Origin of the sequence: Natrinema sp. 1APR25-10V2 (genome assembly GCF_031626495.1) — an archaeon.
Lineage (GTDB): Archaea > Halobacteriota > Halobacteria > Halobacteriales > Natrialbaceae > Natrinema.
In genome coordinates this window covers 57627-82697 of record NZ_JAMQOJ010000007.1, presented here as the reverse complement: position 1 = coordinate 82697, position 25071 = coordinate 57627, and the positions used below count along the sequence as shown (strand labels likewise).

The window sequence follows — 25071 nt, the reverse complement described above, 5'->3', positions numbered from 1 at the left end:
CGTCCAGCAGCCTTTTACCGACGCGGTCCTCGACCTTCGAGAGTGAGATGGCGGTGTACGCGGTGTGGAACGCCCGACGCGGAACGCGACCCTCCCTGTGACGACTGTGGCCACGACGCCCTCGAGCGGGCCGTCGTTCTGGCGACCGACGGCGGCGAGCGCGAGCCAGACCGGGAGCCGATTCCGTCCGGAACCGTCGACACCGGTCCGGAGTACGTCTGGGCCTGTTCGAACTGCGGCCGGGAACACGTCCGGAACACGCCCCCATGTGCCCGCTGTGGCAATCCCGATCTCGAGCGAGTCGAACGGAGCTACGACGGCCTCGAGCGCGATCTGTCCGTCCCGGGCTGGCTCGAGGTGGCGAAACCCTATCTGCCGATCCTCGCCGCGGTCGCGGTGCTCGTCGTTCTGTTCGCGACCGGAATCATCCCGCCGACGGTGCTGCCGGGAATCGGGCCGTCGTCGCCGCCACCGCCCGATGCGCCCGGCAACGGGACCGAGGCCGCTGGAATCGACCTCGAGGCGACCGAGGAGCTGGTTCACGAGGGCCTCGAGGCGGAACGCAACGCCTCCGAGAGCCGACGGTACGACGAGGGGCTCGGCGCGTACGCGGAGTACCAGAACCGCGGATTCGTCGCAGTCGAGTTCGCCGACGCGGAGCCCGACGCCGTCCCTGCCGACGAGTTCGATCACGACTGCGGCGACGCGAGGCCCGTCGGCGCCCCGCTGGTCCTTTCCGGACCGTCGATCGACTCGTACGAAAACGAGTCGGCACTCGCGGCGGACGTCGCCGAGGGACTTCTCTCCTCGCGGTTCGGGACGGAGGTCCAAACCGGATTCGACGCCGAAGGATTGGATATTCACGTCGCGCCGAACGGCGATATCTACGTCTTCTACGCGACGTGCTAGCCGGCGCTGTGTCGGCTAATCGAGATGGTCTCTCGAGAAACGAATCGAGCGATCGCCCGCGGGCCGAGTCAGAACGTTACGCGGCCGCTTCGAACGCGTTCTGGAACGCGTTCGCCTTCTCGCGGACGTCGACGGCGGCCTCCTCGAGCGCCTCGAGCGGGTCCGCGCCCTCGGTCTTGATGGTCAGGATGGGCTCGGTCTGGCCGCCCGACTGTTCGGGGTTGACGTCGTAGGTGGCCGCGCTGACGTCGTCGTGCTCGAGCAGCGCGCCCTTGAGCACGTTCATGAACGTGTGATCCTCGCCGGCGATCTCGATGGAGAGTTCGGTTTCGGTGCTCTCGGTGACCCGCAGTTCCATACGGTCGGTTCCGTTCGTCGGCCGCTTGTACCTTTCGAAGCCGGCGCTCGCCGGCCGCCGGATGGCGTTCGTCTGCGGACTCCGTCCTCGGACGCCGTTCGGTGAAGGCAAACCACTATACGGCCCCGTTCGAACCACGGGACATGCGCGTGTTCGCGGTCCTGCTGACGGTCGCCGTCGCCGCTGCGCTGGTGGGATCGATCGCGGTCGTGAGGCGGGTCCACCGGCCGGAACGGCGCTGGCGCGACGTGCTCCGGGCACGGTTCGTCTACGGCGTTCCGTGGGGTTCGCTCGTCGTGATCGCGTTCGTCCTCTGTGTCTATCTGTTTGTCCAGAGCGGCGCCGCGGACTTCGACGATCCGGTGACGATCCCCTTCCGCTCGTGGTCGTACCTCTATCCGATCGGGATGGTTACTGCGGCGTTTTCTCACGCCGGTCCCGGTCACCTCATCGGTAACCTCTCCGGAACGCTCGTCGTCGCACCGCTGGCCGAATACGCGTGGGGCCACTATCCCGACGACCGCGCCTCTCGACGGACCGACTCGTGGCGAACTGATCCGCGTATCCGGGCGGTCGTCCTCTTCCCGCTGGCCGTCATCGGCGTCGGACTGGCGACGAGCCTGTTCGCGCTCGGCCCCGTGATCGGCTTCTCCGGCGTCGTCTTCGCCCTCGCCGGCTTCGCACTCGTCCACTATCCGATCGTTACGATCGTCGGAACGCTCGGCGTCCAGAGCGTCGTTCTGCGCCTCTACTACGCGTTGCAGGACCCGATTCGAGTCTACACCGCACAGCCGAGCCCACCGTCACCCCCCTCGTGGGCCGGGATCGCGATCCAGGGCCACGCCCTCGGGCTCTTTCTCGGCCTCGTCCTCGGGACCGTCCTCCTCGAGCGCCGGGGAGCCCGGCGGAACCCGCTTCATCTCTGGCTGGCCGTCCTCCTGTTCGGATTCTCGAAGGGGCTGTGGGCGATCTACTGGTTCGGAGCCGACAACTCCTACATTCTGTATCAGGGGCCCGGTATCGCCATCGTCTCGGTGCTCGCGCTCGTCGTCACGCTCTCGATGACCGCCTCCGAGACGCCCCTCGTTCCCCGACGGCTCGAGGGGCTGTTCTCGGGATCGGCCCGTGAGCCCGATCGGACGGCCGAGTCGAACCGGCCGCCGATCGACCGGGCGCTCGAGTTAGCCGGTAGCGGGGGCGAAGACGGCGGGAGCGCAGCCGGGATCCGGCTCGACCGCGTCCGCGAAATCACAGCGGGCACGCAGCGCCACGTTCGCGAGTCGACGCCGACGTCGATCCTGACGCGTCGGGGAACCGCCTTTCTGGCGGTCGTGGGAGTCCTCGCGCTCCTCGCCGGGATGGCCATCCCCGCGAACTTCCTCGTCGTCGAGGACGCGACCGCGTCGACCGAGACCGCCGTCGAGATCGACGACTACACCGTCGAATACGTCGAGGGCGTCCCGAACGGGCTCGTCAGCGGCATCGGCATCGAGGCCATCGAGAGCGACGCGGGCCTCGAGTCGAGCGGGGTGATCGTCGCCAGCGACGAACGCGAGATCTGGCTCGAGGCGGTCAGCGCCCAGCGACTCGCGTTCACGGGCGAGGAAACGGTCTACGTCGGCGGCCCCGGCTGGCGCGAGGCGGTCCACGTCGAACGCACCGGCTGGACGCCAGTCGGCAACGATACCGTCTACCAGGTCTGGCTCTGGGAGGACGGGACGGACCGCGAGCTCGCGTACGAGTCCAACGGCTCGCGCGCCGAGGCGCGAATCGCCGGGCGAAACGTGACGATCCGTTCCGATGGTGGGGAGTTCCGTCTCACAGTGACCTCGAGCGAAACCGACGTCGCCGCGACCGCGATGCTCCCGGACGAAAACGGGACGACGACAGCCGGCGGACTCGTCTTCGAACGCCGAAACGAGACGGTCTACGCGGCCGCCGACGGGACTCGCGTCGCGATCGGGAGCAAGGAGACGTACGACGGGTTCTGAGTTCCGGTTTCACCGCCACGACTACTGGCCGCGCCATTCGATCCGGAAGACCTCGGCCGCGAGCGTCTCCTCCGTCGCGGTGTGAAATTCGAACCGCCGGGGGATCGGAAACTCGGCCTGAAAGGCGTGGGTCACCTCGCCGCCCTCGTCGGCGGCGAACGACTCGACGAACTCCTGGCTTCCCTCGTTGTGGATCGTGTAGGAGACGGCCCCGATCTCCCGGGCCGTCTCGAGAAACCGCCGATCGGCGTGGCGGTTCCCGCGCTGTGCGCCGAAGGGCGGATTCGAGAGGACAGTCGCGTCGGTGACGGCAAACGGATGTCGCGTCACGTCACCTCGGAGCCAGCCGACGGCGTGTGCGCTGTCGTCGTCTGCAGTCGCTGTCCGTTCGTTCCGGCGAGCCACCGCGAGCGCCCCGGGATCGACGTCGATCCCCGCCACGCGGTCGGCGCCGGACAGCGCCGCTCCGATCGCCAGCATTCCCGTTCCCGTCCCGAGATCGACGACCTGCCGCTCGAAATCGCCTTGTAGCCCCGCCAGATGGCAGAGGTGGGCGGCCAACTCCGGCGGCGTCAGGTACTGCTCGAGTTCCGCGGACGGCGCCGAAAAGTCCGCCAGCGACTCGAGCCGACGGGCGAGCGTGCGCCGCGAGGGTCCTGCCATCACTCACCTGTCGACGGTGATCGGTCCCTCGAGGTCGAACGCGAGCCCCTCGCGGTCGGCCCGCTCGGCACAGGCCGATAGCGCCGGCTGGACCTTCGCGGGGTCGGCTACGTCGTCGATAGTGACGGTCACGCTCCCGACGCCGAGAAAGGAGGCTGCGCGGACGTAGCCGCGGATTCGGTCGACCTCCTCCTGCGTCGCGAGCGAACAGTCCTCGTCGAAGCAGGCGTCGACGGTCAACTCGGCCGGAACCAGCCCCTCGTCCGTCAGTTCGCTCTTGAGGCTTCGAAGGTACTCGGGAGCAGTCGACTCGAGTGCGTCCGCCTCGAGGGCGACGGGAGTGACATCGGCCGGCTGACAGCAGTCGATCGCAGACACGGGGGATGGCGTCGTACTCATTACCGCCACATACATGGCTTGCATACAAAAAGCTTTCCGGATGCTTGGTAGTAATACAATCGGTGCTGCGGAAGACTGTCCTCGAGTTGAGACCCAGCGCCGTTCGAACGCGTTCGGCGCGTACAGGCCGCTGTCCCGGAAACGTAACGGAATATCTACAGGTTCGAATAGAGTTAAGGATACCCCGGCGAAGTTACAGGTATGGACGAGTGTCCACGGTGTGGGGGGGAAATCGAGGAACTCGCGCTCGAGGACGCGTCGACGGTCACGTGCACGCGATGCGGATTCGCTGACATCCCCGTCGAACACCAACCGACCGGGGAGGACGTCGAATCCTGGCGGGATGCGTTCAATCGGTTTTACGAACAGTCGGCCGAGCGCTGACGCCGAAGTCGCCGTTTGCGGTGCTCGAGGCGAACGGACTCCGGCGCGCAAAAAATCGAATCGGCAGCGTCGAGGTTACTCGTTCGCGGCTGCCGCTTCCGCTTCGTCGTCGTCGTGATCGACGTCCTCGTCGGAGCGAGCGGCGACGAGGCCACCGCGTGCGACGCTGTACAACGGCTCGTTCGCGTGCGTGACGCCGCTGATCGAGAACGGAATGTTCGCTTCTTCCAGGTGATCGCGGAACAGTTCCTCGAAGCCGCTCGGGCTCGAGGTCCCGCCGGTGACGACGACGGGCACGTCGAGACCTTCTTCGACGTCTTCCTCGTCGACCTCTTTGACGATGTTCTCGATGACGTAGTCGAGCAGGTTCTCGTAGTAGATCGACAGCGCGCCCTCGACGCCGCCGACGTCGGTCGTGAAGTCGAGTTCGAAGTCGTCCTCCTTGATGGAGGTGACCTTGTCGACGGGCGTCCCGGTCGCGCGGGCGGCCTGCTCGTCGACCCAGTCGCCACCGCGGGCGACGGAGAACTTCATGACCGGCACTGCGTAGTAAGACAGGCAGACGTTCGTCATCCCGGCACCGAACGAGATGCCGAGACCGGTGAAGTTGTTGTCCGCGAGTTCGCTGTAGATGACGGACATTCCTTCGTTGATCGGTTCGGAGTCGTACCCCATGTCGTCGAGGAAGGACTCGATCGTTTTCTGGTGATACAGCGTCGAGAGATCCGAGTCGATCGGGTCCGCGGGGGACGAGAAGTACAGCTTCTCGTCGGGATAAGCGGGCTCGCCGACGACCTGCTCGATGATGAGCTTCATCATCGGGATCGCGCTCTGCTCGTCGTTCGAGAGGATCCCGTGTTTCATCGGCCGCCGCGTCTCCTTGTTGAAGATGTTCGCGAAGTTCAACGCGTCGTCGCCGACGACGTAGACCTTGTCGTCTTTGCGAATGTGGAGGACTTCGCTTCGCGAGAGCATCTGCTCGGCCATGTCCGAGTACTCGATCTCTACGAAGGAGTTACGCTGTTGCACGAAAACCGTGTCGTTCCCATCCTGCTGTGCTGACAGGATGTTCATCGTTCCAACGTCTAGGCCTTTGGCCATGTGTGGGCAAGGCCACCGACGGATTATAAATCTATGTGCGTTGATTACTCTCTCCGACTGGAGAAAGTAAAACGGTGTTTCGACCCGCCAATCAGTGCTTAATTCCGTGTAAAGACGTTTCGAACGCGTTCGACCAGCTTCGAGAACGGTTTCGTCACCGTCGCGGCGACGCCGTCGTCGTCGGCCGTCGCCAGGTCTTCTGCGCGCTGCTGTTCGCGGAGTTCCTTCAGTTTCGCCGTCTGATCGTCGACGGTGGCACTCGAGGTGGTCGTCTTCGTCTCGCCGCCTTTCAGCCCTTTGAGACCGGCGACCTGTGCGTCGACCCCCGTCGAGCGCGTCGTCGTCGTCCCGGCGTCGGTGTCGACGTTGACGTCGTCGAAATCGTCCTCGGAGAAGCTCAGTCGCTTGTGTTCGGTCTTCTGGACGCCGCCCCAGGAGAGCTCGACGCCTTCCATCGCCTCGTCGATATCCTGCTGGATGTCTTCATCGGTGAGTTCGGGTTCGTCGTCGGTCTCGTCGCCGGTCACGACCGCGTCGGCCTGCTGGGCCAAATCGAGGTAGTGGGCGATCAGTGCCGCGCCGGTCGAGGCGGTGATGCCGGCGAGTCCGACGGCGTACACCGCGACCACCTGAACGGTGTAATCGTCGCCGTACCCGTTCCAATCCTGCGGATAGACGAAGAGAAACCCGACGACTGCGGCGACTGTAATCGCGACGCCGCCGGTCGACGCGTACAGCATTCGCCGTTCCGAGGGGAGGAGCGTGACGATCCCGAGCATCACCACGGGAAGTGCGATCATCTCGAGCGCGTACGCGGGCCCGACCCACGCGAAGTAGCCGGGCGACCGGGCATCGAACGTGTTCCCCCACAGGAAGAGCAGCAGTCCCACGATCGCGAGCCCGATTCCGCCGAGGAACAGCCCGAACCCAACGTAGACGTCGGTTCGGTCCTCCGGTTCTCCGATGTATCGACGATAGAGGTCGAAGAGATAGCCGTCTGCGGCCTGTTCCGCTGCCATTAACCCCCCGTTTAGGCTCCAGTACTATGACTGTTGGGACGGTAAAAGAACTGCGTCCCTTTCTCCGTCACCCGGAGTCACGTGCTGTGAACCGGTCCGGTGTGCCCAGAAGTACCGTGTTGCCGCGATATCGACCGCTCGGCGTAGCGGATTGACAGACGCAGTCGAGTCCGACCGAATCTGTAACTGAAACGCAATTATTCCATAATTTGATGACGGTCGAATAGAGACCTACTACCATCACGAATTATGGCTGGTGACACAACCGTCGTTCTCGTCGCAGCCCCCGATCACGACGTCGTTGGGGGGATCCGTTCTTTGCTCATAGATGACTATCGCGTGCGGACGACGACGGACGGCGAGGAGGCTCTCGCGAGACTCGACGGCGCCGACGTCGTACTGGTCGATCGTGACCTTCAGGCGGAGGCGGGAACCGTCGTCGCGACCGAGATCGACCGTCGCGCAGGTTCGCACTCGATTGCGGTCATGTGCAGCGCCGATCGCGAGTTCGAGAGTCGGCGCATTGCCGGTGACTGTCTCGTCAAGCCCGTCGACGAGACCGACCTCCGCGGGACTGTCGATCGACTGGCGCGTCGGGCCCGATACGAGGAACTGATGGCCGAATGCGCGACGTTGGCCGCTAGACGCGGCGCGCTCGAGGCGCACACCCGAGACGATCCCGACGACGAGGAGTACGCGGCAGTACAGCGGCGGCTCGGGGAACTGTTCGACGAGCTAGACGAACTGGTAGCGGCCTTCGACGGCGAGGACTTTCGAGCGGCGTTTACCGCGTGTGACTACGCCACCGATTCCGGGGCACAGCGGGTCCAACGATTCTCCTGACGACGATTCGAGAAGCGCCGCCGTTATACGTGCGTGGCCGTAACAGAGGCTAATGAGCCAGGAGCCGGAATACAGTGAGGGCGACCTCAGGAACACCGGAATGCGTCTCGAACACGATCGCGAGTGGGACTACGAACTCGAGCAGATCGTCGACGCGATCGAGGAACGGGACGCCAAAAAGGTCGGCCTGCAGTTTCCCGAGGGACTGAAACGTCGCGGTCCAGCCGTGGCCGACGACCTGCGAGAGTTGGCCGACGACGACGTGACGTTCATGCTCTCGGGCCAGCCCTGCTACGGAGCCTGCGACCTCGACACCTACCTGATGAAACGCACCGACGTGTTCGTTCACTTCGGCCACTCGCCGATGAAGGACACGGACAAGGTGATCTACGTCCCGCTGTTCTCGAACGTCGAGGTCACGCCGATCATGGAGGAGGCCCTCGACACCTTAGAGCCGCCCGAAGAGACCGAGGGCGTCGGCCTCGTCACCACGGCCCAACACATGAACCGCTACGAGGAGATGAGCGAGTTCCTCGAGGAGCGGGGCTACGAGGTTCACAGCCGCCGCGGCGACGACCGGCTGACCCACGAGGGGCAGGTGCTCGGCTGCAACTACGCGAGCGCGGACGTACCCGCGGATCAGGTGTTGTACGTCGGCGGCGGGAAGTTCCACCCCCTCGGGCTGGCGATGGAACACCCCGACAAACACGTCGTTATCGCCGACCCGGTCAACAATGTGGTCACCGTCGCGGACACGGAGAAGTTCATGAAACAGCGCTACGGCGCGATCCATCGCGCGATGGACGCCGAGAAGTGGGGCGTCATCTTCTGTACCAAGATCGGACAGGGCCGCTGGGAGATCGCTCAGGAGATCCTCGACGACAACGACAACGCATACCTCATCACGATGGACGAAGTGACGCCGGACCGCCTGCGGAACTTCGATATGGACGCGTTCGTCAACACCGGCTGTCCGCGGATCACGACCGACGACGGGCCGCAGTTCCACAAGCCGATGCTCACGCCCGGCGAGTACCGAATCGCCGTCGGCGACGAGCCGCTCGATAGCCTCTCGTTCGATACGTTCCACGGCACCTGGTAGCGTGCCACTGTTGCGGTTCGATCGTCATATCCAGCGCTACTGTCGATCGTCGCTCGAGATTGTTCTGCTCTCGAGAGACTTGCGTTAAACTGTATGATCGGTCGCGAGAACGAAATACGATACTACGATCACGTTTCTATTAGTGTATATTCGGGAATTTCTCACCAAACAGCCGTAATAGTCCACTGAATCCAAAGCAGTTTGGAGGAGTTCTTTTGCCCGCTAGTCACCGACCAGTAGTCGATGAGTAACTCAGCTACGAGCGGATCCACAGCCGATGTTCGCGACGCATTCTTCCACGCCCTCGCCGACGTCCGCCGCCGGACCGTCCTCCGTCTCGTCCACGAACGGTCTCCCCGGCCCGTCGATAAAGAGGATCTTGCCTTCCAGCTCGCAGCAGTAACCGCGGATAAACGACTCGCTGCGGTAACCGACGACGACCAGCGGCAGGCGCTCGTCGACCTCCACCACCGACAACTCCCGCGCCTGACCGACGCAGGCCTGCTCGAGCGCACGGACGACGAGGAGATCGCGCTGGGCGATCATCCGGCGTTCGATATCCCAGCCCTGGAACGTGCTCTCTCGGCTGGCCGGACGGAGAAGCGGGACGATCTCGATGCCGTCTTCGAGGCGCTGGCCAATGAACGCCGGCGGACGCTCCTGTCGGTCCTCGGGAACCAGTATCACCCGATCGCGACGGAGACGCTCGCCCGCGATGTCGCCGCCCGCGAAGCCGGCACGACCGAACGCGAGGTCTCGGACGAACGCGTCGACGAGGTGTGGACCTCGCTCGTGCACGTCCACCTGCCGATGCTGAACGAGGCCACGCTCGTCAGCCACGACGCGGCGGCGGGCCAGGTCTCCTACGAGGGACACCCCCTCCTTCGCGCGGAGTGGCTACACTCCGCCGACGCCGAAACCGCGGCCGAGGACGGGTCTGCCGTTCGGACGCTCGAGGGCCGCGAGACGGTCGTCACGACCGGCCAGTCGCTCTGCGAGCGAGCCGACGACGAACTGTTCTTGCTGTTTACGACGACCGGCCTGCTCGAGGAGGGCTGTTTCCGCCGGATCGAAGACGCGGTCGATCGCGGCGTCGAGGTCTACCTCGGGTCTCGCGATCCGCGCGTCCGTGAACTCGTTCGCGATCGAATTCCAGGCGTCGTCGTCTGGGAACCCCAGCGGGACTGGCTCGATCTCCCGCCGTCCAGCGAATCCGTGGGGCGGCTGGTGTTCGCTGATCGCGAGGCGGTCATGCTCGGAACGATCGGACAGTCACCGTCGGGCGACGAGGGGCCCGTCGAAACGGCTATCGTTGGCGACGGTCCACAGAACGGGCTCGTCGTCCTGATGCGTCAGCTACTCGACTCGCGGCTCGAGCGCTTCGACGGCCGACGGGAAGACGTCCACGTACCCTCTCCGCTTTGATCGTGGCCGTTCTGCGCCCATCGTCCGTTTTTCTCTCGATCTGAACGTCGCTCGCCGTCGCCTCGAACCGTCAGTGGAGACGGCAACACTTACACGGCCAGTCCGCGCAGCCACGCACATGATTCACAGCGACTGGGACGACTGGCTCGTCCGCGATGTCGCGGACGCGAACCCCGACGGCGTGGCGATCTGGTATCTCGGCTGTAACGGCTTCGTGCTCAAAGGGAGCGACGGGACGACGATCTATATCGACCCCTACCTCGGGCTGGGCGACCCGCCGCGAACGATCCGGATGATCCCCGTGCCGTTCGACCCTGCGGACGTCGACGAGGCAGACGCCGTCCTCGCGACGCACGAACATACCGACCACGTCCACGGGCCGAGCCAGGCGCCGATCCTCGAGAACACGGGTGCGACGTTCTACGGGCCGGACGACAGCGTCGCGGTCGCCCGCGAGGACGAGAACTGGACCGAGGAGTGGGACGTGACCATCGACCAGCTCGCCGAAGTTGCCGAGGGAGATACCCTCGAGCTCGGCGAGTTCACGGTTCACGTCGAGCCGGCGAACGACCCCGACGCGACCCACCCCGTGAGCTACGTCTTCGAACACGAGGCGGGTACGTTCTTCCACGGCGGTGACACGAAGCCGACCGACGAGTTCGAGCGACTCGGTGGCGAGTACGACATCGACCTCGCGGCGCTCGCATTCGGGACCGTCGGGCGGATTCCCGACAAGCAGACCCGCGAACCCAAGCGAACCCGCTGGTACAACGACGAGAATCAGATCGTCGAGTGCGCTGCCGCGCTCGAGTGCGAGCGACTCCTGCCGAGTCACTGGGACATGTGGAAGGGACTCACAGCCGATCCGACGGCGCTACACCACCACGCCGCGAGCTTCGATTACCCGCGGCGACTCGAGATCGTCGAGATCGGGGACCGAGTCGATCTGTAAACGTATCGCTGTTCGGACATGAGTCCGTCCGCACAATTTATAGTAATGGTATTGTAACATTGGTCCCATATGAGTAGCACCGCCGACACGGACGACGTGGTCGAGGTCAGCACTGACGGAATCACCGTCAGAAAATCGTTCGCAGCGGACGAGTTTCCCGTCCCTGCGATCCGGTTCGAGATCGAATCGGACCGCGACGCCCCGGTCACGTTTCAGCTCTCGGAAGATATCCCTGCCTCGTTCCCGATGGACAAAGTCGGGTTCCACCCGGACTACCACAGCGACGACTGGACGGCGTTCCAGGACAATCACGTCGAGTTCACCGCCACGCTCGAGCCCGACGAGCGTCTCGAGACGGTCTACGGGATCCAGCTCGACGACGAGGACCGCGCCGCGGAGTTCCTCACGGAGCCGACGGTCGTCGAACGCGGCAGTGACGACAACGGCGAGTCAGAGTCGGAGGCCGACGAGGTCGACGACGAAGTCATCGGTAACATCGTCTCCGAAGACCGCAATCGAGCCGTCAAGGACATGATCTCCGGCGAGTCCGAGTCGGTTCCCGGACTCGAGGACGACGAGCCGGCCGACGACACGGCGTCGGCGGAGACCGACCAAGCCGACGCGGACGAGGATCCGACCCTCACCGACGACACGCCGGCGGACGACGGGGGGCTCGATCTCGACCTCGGCGACATCGATCCCGATCCGGTCGACGACGCCGAAGCGGAGGACGACGAAGACGAGACGCCGGACATCGACCTCGGTTTCGAGGAAGAGGAGATTCCGGAGCCGGAGGCGGACGAGAGCGAGCTCGATGTGGACGAAGAGGGGACCGACGACGAGCCGAGCGTCGAACTCGATATCGGCACCGACGCGGACGACTCGGCTGACACGACGGGTGCGGACGACGGCGACGACGCGACGGAAGAGTCCGGCCCCGAGATCGATCTCGACCTCGGCGACTCGGCTGCCGACGAGGGCGACGAGGGGACCGCCGGCTCCGATGCGGCCGAGCCCGGCGAAGCTACCGCCGACGCAGACAGCGAACCGACTCTCGACGAGCCCGAGACGGAACCCGACGAACCCGAAGCGGAGACGGAATCGTCGTCGGAGGAATCGCTCGAGGCGACGATAGACGACGAGACGGATGCGGACGGACTCGAGACGGCCGACGAGACGCCGGACGCGACCGACGAAACCGGCGAGACAGACACGGAGTCCGAACCGGACGAGGGAGACGCACAGCTCGAACACGACGACGGGGACACGGCGGCCGACACGTCCGACGCCGACCCAACCGCCGACGCAGCGCCGAACGCCGGCCCCGAGGCCGGCGGCTCGATCGCGGCCCGTCTCGCGACCGAGATCCGCGACGGAACCGTCGACGACGACGACCTCGAGGCCATCCAAAGCGAACTCGACCTCGAGCCGTCCGGCCCCGACATCGCGAAAGTCGAGCACCTCCAGTCCCGCGTCGAGGAGGTCGCCGCCTACACCGACGCGCTCGAGACCTTCCTCGAGGAGAACGGCACCGGCGCACAGCTCATCGAGGAGCTTCAGGACGATCTCGCGGCTCTCGAAGACGAAGTCGAATCGATGGACGAGCGCCTCGAGGAAACGGACTCGCAGGTCGACGATCTCGAGGAGGATATCGACGATCTCAGCGACTGGAACACCGATCTCGAAGCCGACATCGAAGCCGTTGACGAAGACGTCGACTCGGTCGCGGACGATCTCGAAGAGGTCGAGGACGACCTCGAAGCTGTTCGCGACGACGTGACCGAGATTCAGGAGTGGCGCGACCAGCTCGGGTCGATGTTCTCCGAATAGGGGACCACCGTTTTCCGACGAGGATCGGATTTCGCTCACTGCGGCGACTGTTCCGGAAACACAACTCGTTTATCCGTCGCCTGTGGAGAATCGATCGATGGGCGAGACGATACCGATCGCTGTACCACGAAAGGGGCGACCGCTCGAGTCGGTGCTCGACAGGCTCGCGGACCGCCTCGACGTTCCCGACCTCGCGGACGACATCACGTCGACGCTTCGCCACGAGAAGGCGCTCACGAAAGGAACGCTCGACGCCGACGAGGCGGACGTGTACCATCGTCTCGCAGACTACAGTATCGTCGACGATCCGACCGAACCCGAGTACACGCTCCTCCGGGACGACCGCGCCGGAAAGCCGCGACGGATCGTCTTCGACAGCGTGACGATCCCGCTTGCGGACGTCGAGGGCGCCCCCGACGGCGCGGCGATTCAGCTCGTTGGTCGCGAAGAACCGTTCCGCGCCCTTCGGACGCACGAATTCGGACTCGGATTCGACAGCGCCGATCTGGTCCTCGAGGAGGTCGTCGAACTCCGACCGGAGCCGCTCGACCGAATCGCCGACGTCAACGCCCGGATCAACCCCTCCGACACCGACGTGCAGGTCGTCACCGGGCTCGGTGACACCGTTTACCACACGCTGCTGGCCTCACCCGAAATCGCACCCTCCTCGGGGTCGCTCGATCGCGACTTCCTCGAGAGCTACGAGGGTCCACTCTGTATCGAACCGCGCTACGAACGGCTCGTTCAGGCCGTACTCGGCACGCGAGCGCTCGAGGGGATCGAGTTTCGCTACCCGGAAGAGGGTCGCGAGGAGGAAGCGGCCATCGCCGACGCGGGCCTGGGCGTCTACCTGACCGTCACCGGCTCGACCGCCCGCGATCACGGTCTTCTGCTCGGCGAACAGCTGTTTCCGAGCGAAACGGTGTTGCTCGAGAACACCGCGGAGACGACAGAGACTGTCGAATTCGTACGGTCGCTGTTGAACGGCGGCGACCTCGAGACGGAACTCGCGGTCGGTCAGTAGCGTCGAAAGAGGAGGTCGCCCGGCCGCCTCGTTCTGCAACGATCCGAGGAGACTGTCTCATTTTCGTCGTCTGGTCGAGCGAGGATACACGCCCACCTGTATCTCAGTTCCGGGCTAGCCCCTCGGCAGAGGCATCACTCTTCTCGATCTCAGTCGTGGCTAATTCGCGAGACGACTTGGTTTCGCGGATTGTCTGAGGTAAGAGTATGATGTTGGCGGTTGAGAGCGTCTCTGATCCCACATCACGGTATGGTTGTATACTGGGGTTCTCATCCACGATTCGCAACTGCAGCTTCGCTGAATCAGTATAGCGTAATGGAGTTTATTTGAACGAGTAGAGACTAGATAGTTGAGTATAGCTGTAGTAACAATCCGGCAAATTGTCCCGAATCCGGCTGCAGGGAAGGTGGAGACAGCCCGTTCGAAAGTCCACATGCGAAGCGATAGAGGCCATGAGAGCGGCTTTCGCTAGTCGTATCGCTCAAATGCCGATAGCCGGCTCAGCGGCCGGTCACGGAATAGATACAGCCGAGATAGGTCTCTCGAACCCGATCCCCCCAGTTGTGGGTGTACGTATCGATCACGTCGCCGGCGACGTCGCCGCGAAGATACTGAACGATCCCTCGATCGCCGGTCCGGTCTCGAAGATGGGTGGTGAAGAAGTGCCGGAAGTAATGTGGCGTGACGTTCTCCTGTGTTCCGCCGCCGGTCCGGTACCAGCCGCGCTCTCGAGCGTGTTTCTCGACGACATAGCGCACGTCCGAGGGGGTGAGTCGCTCTCCCCACGAATCGCCGGTGTCGAGGAAGAGCGGCCGCGCCGGCGACACCGCGTCCGGGCGGATCGCCAGCCACTCGAGCAGCGCCCGCCGAAGCTCCCCGTCGACCGGGACGACCGTATCCCGCTTTCGCTTGTTCGAAGCCGTTCGCTCCTCGCCGTTGACTGTCGTCCCCCGGGCCGGTTCGGCCGAGACGAACAGCGACGACGGCCGACGCTCGAGTCCGACGCGAGGCGTCCACTCCAGGTCGATCTCGGGGGTTTCGAGGTGGAGATCGCGCAGATCGAGGTTGCAGAGTTCGCCGACGCGCATCCCCGTCTTCAGCAGGGTGACGACGACGGCTCGCTCGAGGGGATGTGCGATCTCGGCGACGAACGACCGCATTTCGCCGACCGAGATGTCCCGTCTCGTCGGGTTGGTGTCGATCGATTCGGTCATCTCCTCCATGACCAGCGCCATCGGATTCTCGTCGAAGACGCCGACGCGGGTCATGTAGTCGTAGAAGCGGTTGAGATACGAGGCGTAGGACGCGATCGTGCTGTCTTCGAACTCGCCGCGCAGCGAGTGGATCCAGGCCATACACTCCCGTCGCTCGGCCGCGCCGACGGCGTCGACCTCGAACCGCTCGCCGACGAACGCCTCGAATCGACGGAGGACGCGCTCGTAGGCCTCGAGCGTTCGTTCGCTCTTACCGTGGTAGCGCTGGTCGTCGAGGAAGTACGCGATAGGATCGTCGACGTCCGCCGGCGCGGCGGCCTCGGGCTCAGTCGCCATCGCCGCCTCCGTCGACGGTGGTGTACCCGCCGTGGCGACCGCTGTATCGAATCCGGTTGTTCGCCTGTAACTGCTCGAGGGTCTCGTCCAGTCGCGACTCGATATCGTCGGAGACCGCCTCGAGGAGTTCGTCCCACGAGTACGTGTCAGCTGAGAGTAACTCGAGGACCTGCGTTTCGAGACCGCTACCCCCAGGGTCTGGGTCCGGAGAGTCGGGTTCCACAGCGGCGGATTCGAACCCCTTTCGACCGGCCTGGACCATCGTTCGGACGAACTCGCTTTGACTCATCTCTAGATCATCGGCGTGTGATTGCCACTCCGCTTTCTGGTAGGCAGGGACGTACGTTTTGACAGACTTTCTAGATTTGTCCGCCGAGTCGCTCATATCTCGTTCATCAGACGCGGTGACCTTCAACCTTCCCATTATTCGAGCTAAGTATATTTATCTCAGCTTGTGTTCCGCCATAGCCGCGCAAAATGGACCCATTGATTGAGATACTATTATCTATCAGGACACGAGTTCGGATATCTGCGCCTCACGTATGGGCCTGCAGTTCGATATACAAATCCTGGTGAATGCGGTACTCGAGCGAAACAACGGCCACCAGAACGCGCTGAGTGATGTTCCCGTACCGACCGGTCTCGCAGTGGCGACGGAAGAACGACGATCGAGAACTATCGTTGGATCGGTGGCAGTCTCCGTTCGGCGCGGTCGATGATGGTCGAATCGGGTCTGCAACGGACGGTCGGCTCGACACGTCCTGCGAGGAAGTCGTCGGTGCACTCTCGTTCGAGGTCTACCCGCTGTCGTTCGCCTCGAGCAGGTTCCCGACCACGTCCCTCGAACAGACGCGGTCGTCGACGGATGAGCGATGCCGAACGCGAGAGCGCGATTCCCCGGTTCTCCCGTCCCGCCGACGTACCGGAGTCGGCGACGGCTGTTCTTCCACCGTGTGGGCCGACCGATGCAATCTGCCGCAGTCGATTGGTTCTCGACGGCGTCGAAGGGGAACGCCACCACAGTCGAATTTGGCCGGTGCTCGCTTCACGGTGGGCCTCGCGTCTCTCACGTTCGCTGACCCCAGAAGGCACGCAGACGGCTCTAGAGGCCGATCAGGCGGCTCTCTCGTCCACCACGAGTAACCCCTCGGTGAAGTCACAGAGGGGTGACGCGGTGCCCTACTGCCTCTCAACCACCGGTTCGTGTGCGTTCGTTCCTCCGAGGTCTTCGTCGTATCGGACCAGGTGGCGTTGGCCACCGGACTCGTAAATTCTATAATGCTATACAGAGTGGCGGGGCTGTAGTTGCGAACTGTGCATGAGAACCACGGTATCACCCGCATTCCGTGATTGGCCGGCAGAGATGCTCACAACCACCAACTTCATACTTTTGCTTTCGTGAAATGGAGTGAAATCAAGTCGTATCGCTAGTCAGACATAACTGCGACCAAGAAGAGCGATGCCTCTACCGAAGGGCTATCCCGGAGCCGAGATCACAGGAGGGCGTGAATCCTCCGCTCAAGGAAACCACGGAACCGACTCGCCGTCAGCCGTGGCTTCGGTCGGAACTCCCCGTCGATCTTGTCCTGCACGAGGAAGTCCACCAACAACCACATATTGTAGAGGAGAACACCGAAGCCGAAATGGAATAGGCGCACCTCGAACGCTTTTGATGTCGTCCACGCCGTAAACTCCTTGATCTTCTTGTACGCAGTCTCGATGGCTCCTCGTCGCCGATACCGCTCAATCATGCGCTTTGTTTCCTCTCGGTCGAGCCGAATCTCGTCATCGACGTCAAGGTTCGTGATGAACGGCTGGGGCTCGTCGTAGTCCTCATCCGCCGGCAGGCCGACCAACTTGGTCACGACGCGTTCTTGGGTCGTCCCGTGCTTCACCGCCGCGTAGAGGGCATACTCGTGTTCGACCGCCACTTCACCGTCCATCCGGGCGACGAATCGTTTGACCCTTGCAGTCCGTCTGGCGGGAATCACGTACTTCAGGCCGTACTCGTGGAACGCGGCAATCACGTCCCCCGCGTAGAACTCGCGGTCGGCCAGCACGCACCGGGCACTCACCTGCTCGGTCGCGATGGACAGGAGCTGGCGCACCACATCGCCGACCCGGTAACTCTGTTTCTCTCCGGGATACGCGTCCGGGTTGTGGTAGTCGGCGTCCCCAACTGGGAGCATCGCCACGACGAAGTGGACGTTGTCGCCCACCACGTTCGCTGTGGCGTACTTGTGACACCAGTCGTACTCTTTGTCCTCTGGTGCGCCCTGCACCCGAACCAACTCGTCTCGGTCGCCGTAGTAGGCGACGTACGTGATGTCGATGGAAAGCATCACGGGTCGCTCGAACGCCTTCAGAGGTTTGGCGCGGGCGAGGATCCGGGCCGCGGCTCGGTTCACCATTTCCGAGATGGCTTCCGGTTCCAACTCCTTGATCGCCTCCAGCAGGGTCTCTCCCGTCGGGCCGTCCTCGTGAAACGGATCGGAGCTGTCGAGTTCACCCGTAGGGTCGAGGTAATCGCCGAACTGATCGCCGCCGTTGTTGGCCGCCAGCCGATCGATCGCCATCAGCGTCTCTAGCGACAACAGCTCCTCCTCGTCGTAGATGGAGTTATCCGGCCGTGGCAGGTTGAGTGCGGGGAAGACGACCTGCTCCATCTCGTCGATGACCTCGTTCGTCTTCTGGCGAATGAACCTGTATTCCGTGCGGGTCGACGACCCTCGGTCTTCCTCGTCGGAGGCGAACGAAGCCCCGATGGGGCTGCCGCGTTCGGCGGCGATCGCCCGAATCTGGCGGGCGGCGGTCTCGATGGTAGTCGCCAGCTCGGCGAACCGGTTGTTCCGCGCCCGCGTGAAGGTGCTTCGGCGGGGGACATCTTGCGGGTCGAAGCCGAGTCGGATGGCCACCTCCGGGTGATCGAGCCGCCGGCGCAGTTCGGAGATGTAGTAGTCCTCCAGTTCGGCGAGCAGGATAGCCCGGAACATCGGTTCGAACGGTTCCGCACGGTGCGAGTCGGCGTACGGATCGTTGCGAGCGTATATGCTGACATCGAGGGCGGCGACCATATCGACCGCGGTGGTGTCCGAGTCGATTCTGTCAGCGGCGTCTTTGGCCAGCATGGTGTATCCGCCGCCAAAGTCGTCGCTCACCCTACCACCTCGGACTGGTTATTTCGTGTGCGGTGCCGTGTCGTGGTCTGTCGTGGTTCTGTCATCGTAGGTCTGCCGGAGTCCAGCACCCGTTAGTCGGCAGACTGGTACTTACCGCTCGGCGTGTGATTTCCGGAAACTCGATTCGCAGAGTTGTCACTCCTCCTGCGGTACTTCTCTCGCCAGCCGGACAGGTGCTGACGTCCGGTGGCGCGGGGACAACGCGTGGCCACTTGGTGCTTTTCCCCGTGCCCTCGGGCTCCTATTATGAACCCGAGGTACTCCCATCCACGTAAGCATAAATATTTAGTAACCGGCCTGACTTCGCCCTCGGTCTCGGCACGGTCATTGCTGACATCCCCGATATTAATAATAGACTCCGAAACTATTGCTAGTCATTTTCATAATAGCTGCTTTATTAGCAGCTATTTTAATAATACAGGAGTGTCAAAGTCAGAGCAAGATGAGCGAATACGAGTCGGGACACGACCATGATGGCTCCCACGACGACCACAGCCACGGGCACGACGCGAGTTCAACAAGTAGTCGGAAGCTGGCTGCCGTCTCCGTCATCAACCTCCTCGGATTCCTCGCCGAACTCGCCGGCGGCCTGCTGTTCGGTTCGGTTGCGCTGCTCAGCGACGCTTTCCACATGCTGTTCGACGCGCTGGCGTACGTGATGGCGTTCGCCGCCGCCCACGTCGCCGACCATTACGGCGAAGGCGACGAGTGGTCGTACGGCCTCCACCGACTGGAGCCAACGGCAGCGTTTCTCAACGGAGTCCTGCTGTTGCCGATGGTCGGGTTCATCCTCTGGGAGTCCTATCAGCGGTTCCTCAACCCCATCGAGATCGGAACGGGGCCGACGTTGGCAATCGCGTTTGGTGGTCTGCTCGTCAACGTCGGTTCGGTGTACGTCCTGCAGGGCGGTGAGATGAGCCTGAACGAGCGGGGCGCGTTCTACCACCTGCTCGGCGACGCCGGAGGCTCGGTTGCCGTCATTGTCTCCACTATCGTCATCGAAATGACCGGCTACCAGATTATCGACCCGATCGTCGCGGGGCTGATTGCCGTCGTCATCACGTGGTCGGCGGGGAAGGTGCTGCGCGGTAGTAGCGCGATTTTCCTGCACCGGACGCCGTTCGACTCGGACGAAGTGCGGGCCGTCCTCCGCGAGATCGATGGCGTGACAGCTGTGGACGACCTCCACGCGTGGCAGATCTGTAGCCAAATCACCGTGGCTACCACGCACATCGAGACCGATGTGGAGACGATGGCAGAGGCCGAAGACGTGTCTCGGCGCGTCCACGAGGAACTTGCCCACCACGGCGTTGACCACGTCACCGTCGAACTCTGTCCCGGCTACAGCGACCGCAACACGCATCTGAACAATCACGCCCACTAACGATGACCGATGATTCTGCGACCGAGTTCACGACTACGGGACGGACGACTTCCCCCATGTTCGAGATTCTTGAGGCGACTCGCGATGACGTGGTCGCAATCCGGATGGGGCACGGCACGTCCGCCGGGTATCGGGAGTTCTACGACCTGCTCGTCGAGAAGACCGACGAGTACGGAACGGTACACGTGTACGAGGAGACGACGGGTTGGACGCTGGCGACGTATCTCTCGCACTTGCACGGCGTCGTCCCCGACCTGCGAACCGGGCCGTCGTTCGACATCGGTCGGTACGCCGCAGTCGGTGACTCCTGTTGGGCGAAGCTCCTCTACCACCAGTGGCGGGCCATCGCCCCCGTCTGGCCGGTCGCCCCCGACGAGATGCGCTACTACGAACTGCAGGAACGGCGACGAGCCCTTGCTTGGGTGACAGCGAGTAATGCCAACCCTGATGAGAAACCATCTAATAGTTGAACAAAAATGGTCGCTGACATCGCTATTCACGACGCATACGTGCTCACGGTCGACGACCGGAATCGCCTCTACGAACGAGGCACGGTACTCATCAAAGATGGTCGCATTACCGAGGTACGAGCCTCCCGGGACGACAATGCAGACATCTCGGCCGGCCGCGTCATTGACGGTGAGGGCAAACTCGTGATGCCGGGGCTGGTCAACGCCCACACCCACCTCGAACTGACGCCGCTAATCGGCGCTTTCAGCGATCTTGACCTGATGGAGATGATGGGCGGGATGACCGCCATCTACGGCCACATCGCCGAGAGCGAGTACGATTATCTCACGGAGGCGGGGTACGAACTCGCCGCGCTCAACTTCCTCGCTGGCGGCGTCACCACCGTCAACTCGATGGACGTCTGCCCAAGCACAGGCGCGGAGACGTTCGGCGAGGCGGGCCTCCGCGGGTTCTTCGGCCCGGCACTCTCCGACCTCTTCTGGGACGTCCCCGTCGACGAACAGTTTGCCCGCGCCCGCGAGTTCATCGACGAGTACCACGACGCCTACGACGGTCGCGTCCGCGCGACGATTAACCCCCACGACGACTGGTCGTGTACGCGCGAGCTGTGGGAGCGCACCGCTGATCTCGCCGCCGAGTATCCCGATTTACTCGTTCACACCCACCTACTCGAACTCGAGGAGAGCAACACGATGGCGCGGTCGAACGGTGCCGAGGACTCGCTCGATCTGCTCGACGACGTCGGCCTCCTTGATGGTCGTCTAGTGGCCGCTCATTTCCGCCTCGCCGACGACGAAGACATCCGGCGGACTGCCGAGGCGGACGCGTCGGTCGCGCACTGCCCGTCGATCTTCTCCTACTGGAACACGGGCAGCGATGTACAGTGGACGCCGGTACCAGAACTCCGCGCAGCCGGAGTCGATGTCGGTCTCGGCATCGACGATCACTACTGGCACGACTCCTACAGCATGTTCGGGGAGGCGCGACAGGCGCGGCTCGCGGCCAATCTCAAGCGGTCGACTGGTCAGTACCACTCGATGGAGTTGGTGCGGATGCTCACCATCGAGGGGGCAGAGGCCCTCGGCGTCGGCGACGAGATCGGAAGCCTCGAGTCCGGCAAGCGGGCTGACGTCATTCTGCTCGACGTCGAGAAGCCCAAGTTCGCCCCGCTAACCAATATTCCAGCGCAGGTCGCCAACAACGCGACACCCGCCGACGTGGAGACGGTCATCGTGGACGGCGACGTGCTAATGGAAGATGGTGACGTGAAGACGATGGATGCCGATGCGGTGCGCGACCGAGTGGAAGCCGCAGTCGACCGCTTTGCGTCGGAGACCGACTGGGAACTCGGAATCGGTGGAAGTGAGCCGCCGAGTAAAATGGATGTCGCTCGCGATCTGCCGAAGCGCGGCCCAGCCCAGTTGCTCGGGCGGCTCGCGTTCCAATCAATCAAGGACAAATACCTACTCTGAGAGGAGTCCGTGGAAATCACCCTTCGAATAGCAGATGATAGTAGTGATTTCGTATTCAGAACGTGTTCGTTCCTCCAACTGGCGACTGCAGCCTCTCTCCCAACGACTTTGAAGTAACAAGGAATACCACTTATCCGTGACTATGGGATCGGATCGGTTCTTCCTCACCGCACTCGTCGCCGATGTCGCTCTGATTATCGGATATATCGCTAGTGCGCTGCTGCCCGACCGTCGCCTCTGGCCGATTGGTGACAGCACGTGGCGATGGTGGTGCAACTGGTCGGCCCTCTCCGTCGTCTTCACAGGGTTCCCCGTACTGGCCTACCGGGACTGGAATTCGTTCAGCTTCACGAGTAGCCCCGTCAGAATCGTCGGTGCCATCATCTCGACCCTCGGTATGGCGTTTTCCCTCTCGGCCCTGTTCGAACTCGGTTGGATGGAAAGCAGCGGCCGTGAGGGGGAACTTCGAACGGATGGCATCTACAAGTACACTCGGAATCCCCAGAGCGTCGGGTTCATCACGTTCATCGTCGGCGCAATCCTCGCGGTGAACTCCCGGAAAATTGCAGTACACGGCCTCTTGACCGCCGTCATCTACCTGCTCTTCCCGTTCGCAGAAGAGCCGTGGCTCCGGGAACACTACGGCGAAGAGTACGAGGAGTACTGCGACCAGACGCCTCGATTTGTCAACTGGGAGTCAGTCACGGAGTTCTTGGGCGAATAGCAACCGTTGCTAATCCCTGTTTCGCTGGGAATCCGATTAAGAACCAAGACAGAATATCGAACATCTTCGCCAAGGATTGATGCACAGTTTCTGGCATTCGCAACTACACGCGGGGCGCGGCGACCGAGAACCGCCCCGTCTCGATTACGGTTCGCCGTCGTCAGCCGCTTCGTCGTCTACCGGCGTACTCGAGTCCCAGTCCCCTCGACTGCTCGTTCGCTGTCGCTTTCGAACGCGAAGGCGTTCCTGGAGCCGTTGCTCGATTTCGGCCTGTAGTTCGAGCCCTCGTTCGGCATCCACGTCGTAGGCCGTCGCGCCACGGCCGAAAAACGAGGCGGAGCTGGCGGTGTCGGCCGTCACGCTGGCGAGGTGCCGGCGACGCTGGAAGATCGTCGACTCGTGGAGGACGGCCTGTACCCGGTAGTGTGGGACGACCTTCGTCGTTCGCCGCCAGAAGCCCGTTCGCGTGAGGAAGTATCGTTCCCCGACGCGAAATCCCCGATTCGTCCACTTCAGGTGTGCGGCGAACGGGACGAGAACCGCGATGGCGGCGACGAGGTACCAGCGGTCCACGAACGGTGCGAATCGCGCTACCAGATACGCGACGCCGACGATGGCCACGACCACGAGAAGATACCGGACCGCGTAGCGTTCTCGAGCGCGTCCGGGCAGTGACTCGGGGTCGACCGGCCCGAACGGTTCGATCGCGCGCGCGAGCGACGCCACCCGGTCGGTGGCGGCGAGCGGGATCGCGGATTCCGTCCCGCGGGAGCCGGACTGGCCGGGCGCGTAGCCGGCGGTCTCGACGCTCAGCGCGGCGTAGCCGAACCACCGATAGGGGATCGACTCGGAGATCGTCAGCGCCTGCACTTTCTCGAGGGGGATCGTCCCGCTGTAGCGCTGGAGGAGGCCGCGCTCGTAGTAGAGTTCGTCGCCGGCGCGGGTGAGCCGAAAGCCGTAGTAACGGGAAAACGTCAGCGTCGCGCTCAGTACCCAGGCGGCGAGCAGGAAGAGCAGGAGGCCCCAGACGAGCGCGATCACGCCGGTCGCAGGCCCCGGGAGCGTCTCGATGCGGTCGACCGGGACGAGCGTCGTCGGGTCGAGGCCGCTGGCAAAGGAAAGCGCGACCCCGCCCAGTACGCTGGCTCCCGGATCGATGGTAAAGACGCTCAGAATCGCGAGCTCGCGGGGTTGAATCTCGAACAGCACTTCCTCGTCCGCGACCGACTCCGTCTCGCGGTCGGCGGGTCGGTCCGTACGCTCGTCCTCGAGCGCATCGTCGTCTGCCGCTGTGGCGGCCTCCTCGTCGATCGCACCGCGACGGAGCCGCCGTCTGAGGCGGTGGGCCTCGTCTTCGTCGACGTACTGGAGACTGACTTCGGTCTCGCCGCCGCCGGCGGTCTCGATGTGGACCGCGGCGATGCCGAGGAGCCGTTCGACGACGTTCTGTCTGATGTCGACGTTCTGAATCCGTCCGAGGGGGAGTTCGCGGTCCCGGCGCGAGATGACACCGGAAGTGACGTCGAACGTGTCCGCGGTGAGTTCGTAGCGGAACCGCTGGTAGTAGGCGAACTCGTAGACGATACCCACGATGACCCCGACGACGACGAGGCCGAACACCGACAGCAGATTCATCCCGTTTCCGCCGGGCGAGACGACGACGCCGATGACGAAGAACACGAACCCCGTATTGAGGCTGCGCGAGAGCGATCGGACAGCGATCGAAGCGGGATGGAGCTTCTTCATACGGCGTCTTCACCCGCGCTCTCGATCGCGAGCCGCCGTAACGACTCTTGGAGGTCCTCCGCTCGCGTCGGCGTCAGCCCGGGAATGGCGACATCGGAACTCCGGGAACCGGCCGTGTAGACGACGACCGTCGAGAGGCCGACGGTTCGCTCGAGCGGCGAGCGCCGCGAGTCGACGTGCTGCACCCGGACGTATGGGACGACTGTCTGGATCCGGGTGAAGACGCCGCGTTTGATATAGAGGTCGTCGTCCCGGAGATCGAACCGCCAGACGCCGTAGCGTCGCCAGGCCACGAAGACGCGCAGGACGGCGAGCGCGACCGCGAGTGCGATAGCGGCTGGGACGAGTGCTCCCGGCGCGGGGTTCGGGAGGTCGGTTCGGGCGAGCGCGATCGCTCCGCCCACGACGAACGCGCCGAGGATCGCGGCTCGAGCGATCGCGAGGGCGAGCCAGACGATCCGCACTCGCGGGGTGAGCCGTTCCATACCTCTCGTGACGGAACAAACGAGATTAAAGGGTGGGAAAGCGGTGACGATTCGCAGCGC

The 25071-nt window shown here is 63.6% G+C and carries 23 protein-coding genes; 13 read left to right on the top strand and 10 right to left on the bottom strand.

Annotated elements, in window-relative coordinates; all coding sequences use genetic code 11:
- The first annotated feature begins 42 nt into the window (after nucleotides 1-42).
- Nucleotides 43-909 carry a hypothetical protein gene (locus tag NDO75_RS21000; RefSeq protein ID WP_310908573.1) on the top strand — a complete coding sequence of 289 codons (867 nt, stop codon included), beginning with the start codon at nucleotides 43-45 and terminating at the stop codon, nucleotides 907-909.
- A 76-nt stretch (nucleotides 910-985) separates the two neighbouring features.
- On the opposite strand, the gene NDO75_RS20995 is transcribed toward NDO75_RS21000, so the two are convergent.
- Nucleotides 986-1267, bottom strand: coding sequence for a DNA-directed RNA polymerase subunit L (locus tag NDO75_RS20995; RefSeq protein ID WP_310908572.1), 282 nt, complete (start codon nucleotides 1265-1267; stop codon nucleotides 986-988).
- A gap of 143 nt (nucleotides 1268-1410) precedes the next feature.
- Here NDO75_RS20995 and NDO75_RS20990 point away from each other — a divergent pair, with 143 nt between their 5' ends.
- Complete coding sequence (locus NDO75_RS20990) at nucleotides 1411-3258, top strand: rhomboid family intramembrane serine protease (RefSeq protein WP_310908571.1); 1848 nt, start codon at nucleotides 1411-1413, stop codon at nucleotides 3256-3258.
- 21 nt (nucleotides 3259-3279) lie between these two features.
- Here the strand turns inward: NDO75_RS20990 and NDO75_RS20985 are convergent, their stop codons facing one another.
- The gene (locus NDO75_RS20985; protein ID WP_310908570.1) at nucleotides 3280-3921 is read right to left on the bottom strand and encodes an METTL5 family protein; all 642 of its coding nucleotides are present in this window, start codon (nucleotides 3919-3921) and stop codon (nucleotides 3280-3282) included.
- A gap of 3 nt (nucleotides 3922-3924) precedes the next feature.
- Nucleotides 3925-4320: a hypothetical protein gene (locus NDO75_RS20980; RefSeq protein WP_310908569.1), complete on the bottom strand. Its 396-nt coding sequence runs from the start codon at nucleotides 4318-4320 to the stop codon at nucleotides 3925-3927.
- A 201-nt stretch (nucleotides 4321-4521) separates the two neighbouring features.
- Between NDO75_RS20980 and NDO75_RS20975 the strand changes: the two genes are divergently transcribed.
- Nucleotides 4522-4704: a zinc finger domain-containing protein gene (locus NDO75_RS20975; protein WP_310908568.1), complete on the top strand. Its 183-nt coding sequence runs from the start codon at nucleotides 4522-4524 to the stop codon at nucleotides 4702-4704.
- Nucleotides 4705-4779: 75 nt separating this feature from the next.
- Here the strand turns inward: NDO75_RS20975 and NDO75_RS20970 are convergent, their stop codons facing one another.
- Both NDO75_RS20970 and NDO75_RS20965 read right to left on the bottom strand, forming a co-directional pair.
- Nucleotides 4780-5805: a hypothetical protein gene (locus NDO75_RS20970; protein ID WP_310908567.1), complete on the bottom strand. Its 1026-nt coding sequence runs from the start codon at nucleotides 5803-5805 to the stop codon at nucleotides 4780-4782.
- Between the two features lie 98 nt (nucleotides 5806-5903).
- On the bottom strand, nucleotides 5904-6824 hold the full coding sequence (locus NDO75_RS20965) for a permease (protein ID WP_310908566.1): 921 nt from the start codon (nucleotides 6822-6824) through the stop codon (nucleotides 5904-5906).
- A gap of 249 nt (nucleotides 6825-7073) precedes the next feature.
- Between NDO75_RS20965 and NDO75_RS20960 the strand changes: the two genes are divergently transcribed.
- The 6 genes from NDO75_RS20960 to NDO75_RS20935 all read left to right on the top strand — a co-directional run bounded on the left by NDO75_RS20960 (nucleotide 7074) and on the right by NDO75_RS20935 (nucleotide 14000).
- Complete coding sequence (locus NDO75_RS20960; RefSeq protein WP_310908565.1) at nucleotides 7074-7667, top strand: HalX domain-containing protein; 594 nt, start codon at nucleotides 7074-7076, stop codon at nucleotides 7665-7667.
- Between the two features lie 52 nt (nucleotides 7668-7719).
- Nucleotides 7720-8769 (top strand): diphthamide biosynthesis enzyme Dph2, encoded by a 1050-nt coding sequence (gene dph2 / locus NDO75_RS20955; protein ID WP_310908564.1) that lies wholly within the window; start codon nucleotides 7720-7722, stop codon nucleotides 8767-8769.
- Between the two features lie 243 nt (nucleotides 8770-9012).
- On the top strand, nucleotides 9013-10194 hold the full coding sequence (locus NDO75_RS20950) for a hypothetical protein (RefSeq protein WP_310908563.1): 1182 nt from the start codon (nucleotides 9013-9015) through the stop codon (nucleotides 10192-10194).
- A 118-nt stretch (nucleotides 10195-10312) separates the two neighbouring features.
- Nucleotides 10313-11146, top strand: coding sequence for an MBL fold metallo-hydrolase (locus NDO75_RS20945; RefSeq protein WP_310908562.1), 834 nt, complete (start codon nucleotides 10313-10315; stop codon nucleotides 11144-11146).
- Nucleotides 11147-11215: 69 nt separating this feature from the next.
- The gene (locus NDO75_RS20940) at nucleotides 11216-12976 is read left to right on the top strand and encodes an AAA family ATPase (RefSeq protein WP_310908561.1); all 1761 of its coding nucleotides are present in this window, start codon (nucleotides 11216-11218) and stop codon (nucleotides 12974-12976) included.
- A 97-nt stretch (nucleotides 12977-13073) separates the two neighbouring features.
- Entirely contained in the window at nucleotides 13074-14000 is a 927-nt protein-coding gene (locus NDO75_RS20935) for a hypothetical protein (RefSeq protein WP_310908560.1), read from the top strand.
- A gap of 500 nt (nucleotides 14001-14500) precedes the next feature.
- Here NDO75_RS20935 and NDO75_RS20930 read toward each other — a convergent pair whose 3' ends face one another.
- From NDO75_RS20930 to NDO75_RS20920, 3 genes are all read right to left on the bottom strand, one after another.
- A complete protein-coding gene (locus NDO75_RS20930) occupies nucleotides 14501-15550 on the bottom strand; it encodes a tyrosine-type recombinase/integrase (protein WP_310908559.1) in 1050 nt (349 codons plus the stop codon).
- Nucleotides 15540-15935, bottom strand: a complete 396-nt coding sequence (locus NDO75_RS20925) for a DUF5805 domain-containing protein (protein WP_310908558.1) — start codon at nucleotides 15933-15935, stop codon at nucleotides 15540-15542. Before NDO75_RS20925 ends, NDO75_RS20930 begins: the two co-directional genes overlap by 11 nt.
- Nucleotides 15936-17043: 1108 nt before the next feature.
- Entirely contained in the window at nucleotides 17044-18708 is a 1665-nt protein-coding gene (locus NDO75_RS20920; protein WP_310908557.1) for a transposase, read from the bottom strand.
- A gap of 463 nt (nucleotides 18709-19171) precedes the next feature.
- Between NDO75_RS20920 and NDO75_RS20915 the strand changes: the two genes are divergently transcribed.
- From NDO75_RS20915 to NDO75_RS20900, 4 genes are all read left to right on the top strand, one after another.
- Nucleotides 19172-20113, top strand: coding sequence for a cation diffusion facilitator family transporter (locus tag NDO75_RS20915; protein ID WP_310908556.1), 942 nt, complete (start codon nucleotides 19172-19174; stop codon nucleotides 20111-20113).
- 56 nt (nucleotides 20114-20169) lie between these two features.
- A complete protein-coding gene (locus NDO75_RS20910; protein ID WP_310908555.1) occupies nucleotides 20170-20583 on the top strand; it encodes an STAS/SEC14 domain-containing protein in 414 nt (137 codons plus the stop codon).
- A gap of 6 nt (nucleotides 20584-20589) precedes the next feature.
- Nucleotides 20590-22056 (top strand): amidohydrolase family protein, encoded by a 1467-nt coding sequence (locus tag NDO75_RS20905; protein WP_310908554.1) that lies wholly within the window; start codon nucleotides 20590-20592, stop codon nucleotides 22054-22056.
- Between the two features lie 142 nt (nucleotides 22057-22198).
- Complete coding sequence (locus NDO75_RS20900; protein WP_310908824.1) at nucleotides 22199-22780, top strand: methyltransferase; 582 nt, start codon at nucleotides 22199-22201, stop codon at nucleotides 22778-22780.
- 144 nt (nucleotides 22781-22924) lie between these two features.
- Here NDO75_RS20900 and NDO75_RS20895 read toward each other — a convergent pair whose 3' ends face one another.
- Both NDO75_RS20895 and NDO75_RS20890 read right to left on the bottom strand, forming a co-directional pair.
- A complete protein-coding gene (locus NDO75_RS20895) occupies nucleotides 22925-24526 on the bottom strand; it encodes a PH domain-containing protein (RefSeq protein ID WP_310908553.1) in 1602 nt (533 codons plus the stop codon).
- Complete coding sequence (locus tag NDO75_RS20890; protein ID WP_310908552.1) at nucleotides 24523-25011, bottom strand: PH domain-containing protein; 489 nt, start codon at nucleotides 25009-25011, stop codon at nucleotides 24523-24525. Before NDO75_RS20890 ends, NDO75_RS20895 begins: the two co-directional genes overlap by 4 nt.
- Nucleotides 25012-25071 lie beyond the last annotated feature (60 nt).

Excerpts from the sequence above, each read along its gene's own strand:
- NDO75_RS20945 (WP_310908562.1), top strand. The coding sequence starts at position 10,313 with ATGATTCACAGCGACTGGGACGACTGGCTCGTCCGCGATGTCGCGGAC.
- NDO75_RS20900 (WP_310908824.1), top strand. The coding sequence starts at position 22,199 with ATGGGATCGGATCGGTTCTTCCTCACCGCACTCGTCGCCGATGTCGCT.
- NDO75_RS20950 (WP_310908563.1), top strand. The coding sequence starts at position 9,013 with ATGAGTAACTCAGCTACGAGCGGATCCACAGCCGATGTTCGCGACGCA.
- NDO75_RS20925 (WP_310908558.1), bottom strand. The coding sequence starts at position 15,935 with ATGAGCGACTCGGCGGACAAATCTAGAAAGTCTGTCAAAACGTACGTC.
- NDO75_RS20905 (WP_310908554.1), top strand. The coding sequence starts at position 20,590 with ATGGTCGCTGACATCGCTATTCACGACGCATACGTGCTCACGGTCGAC.
- NDO75_RS20910 (WP_310908555.1), top strand. The coding sequence starts at position 20,170 with ATGTTCGAGATTCTTGAGGCGACTCGCGATGACGTGGTCGCAATCCGG.
- NDO75_RS20930 (WP_310908559.1), bottom strand. The coding sequence starts at position 15,550 with ATGGCGACTGAGCCCGAGGCCGCCGCGCCGGCGGACGTCGACGATCCT.
- NDO75_RS20890 (WP_310908552.1), bottom strand. The coding sequence starts at position 25,011 with ATGGAACGGCTCACCCCGCGAGTGCGGATCGTCTGGCTCGCCCTCGCG.
- NDO75_RS20985 (WP_310908570.1), bottom strand. The coding sequence starts at position 3,921 with ATGGCAGGACCCTCGCGGCGCACGCTCGCCCGTCGGCTCGAGTCGCTG.
- NDO75_RS20965 (WP_310908566.1), bottom strand. The coding sequence starts at position 6,824 with ATGGCAGCGGAACAGGCCGCAGACGGCTATCTCTTCGACCTCTATCGT.
- NDO75_RS20980 (WP_310908569.1), bottom strand. The coding sequence starts at position 4,320 with ATGAGTACGACGCCATCCCCCGTGTCTGCGATCGACTGCTGTCAGCCG.
- NDO75_RS20995 (WP_310908572.1), bottom strand. The coding sequence starts at position 1,267 with ATGGAACTGCGGGTCACCGAGAGCACCGAAACCGAACTCTCCATCGAG.
- NDO75_RS20935 (WP_310908560.1), top strand. The coding sequence starts at position 13,074 with ATGGGCGAGACGATACCGATCGCTGTACCACGAAAGGGGCGACCGCTC.
- dph2 (WP_310908564.1), top strand. The coding sequence starts at position 7,720 with ATGAGCCAGGAGCCGGAATACAGTGAGGGCGACCTCAGGAACACCGGA.
- NDO75_RS20975 (WP_310908568.1), top strand. The coding sequence starts at position 4,522 with ATGGACGAGTGTCCACGGTGTGGGGGGGAAATCGAGGAACTCGCGCTC.
- NDO75_RS20895 (WP_310908553.1), bottom strand. The coding sequence starts at position 24,526 with ATGAAGAAGCTCCATCCCGCTTCGATCGCTGTCCGATCGCTCTCGCGC.
- NDO75_RS20960 (WP_310908565.1), top strand. The coding sequence starts at position 7,074 with ATGGCTGGTGACACAACCGTCGTTCTCGTCGCAGCCCCCGATCACGAC.
- NDO75_RS20990 (WP_310908571.1), top strand. The coding sequence starts at position 1,411 with ATGCGCGTGTTCGCGGTCCTGCTGACGGTCGCCGTCGCCGCTGCGCTG.
- NDO75_RS20915 (WP_310908556.1), top strand. The coding sequence starts at position 19,172 with ATGAGCGAATACGAGTCGGGACACGACCATGATGGCTCCCACGACGAC.
- NDO75_RS20970 (WP_310908567.1), bottom strand. The coding sequence starts at position 5,805 with ATGGCCAAAGGCCTAGACGTTGGAACGATGAACATCCTGTCAGCACAG.
- NDO75_RS20940 (WP_310908561.1), top strand. The coding sequence starts at position 11,216 with ATGAGTAGCACCGCCGACACGGACGACGTGGTCGAGGTCAGCACTGAC.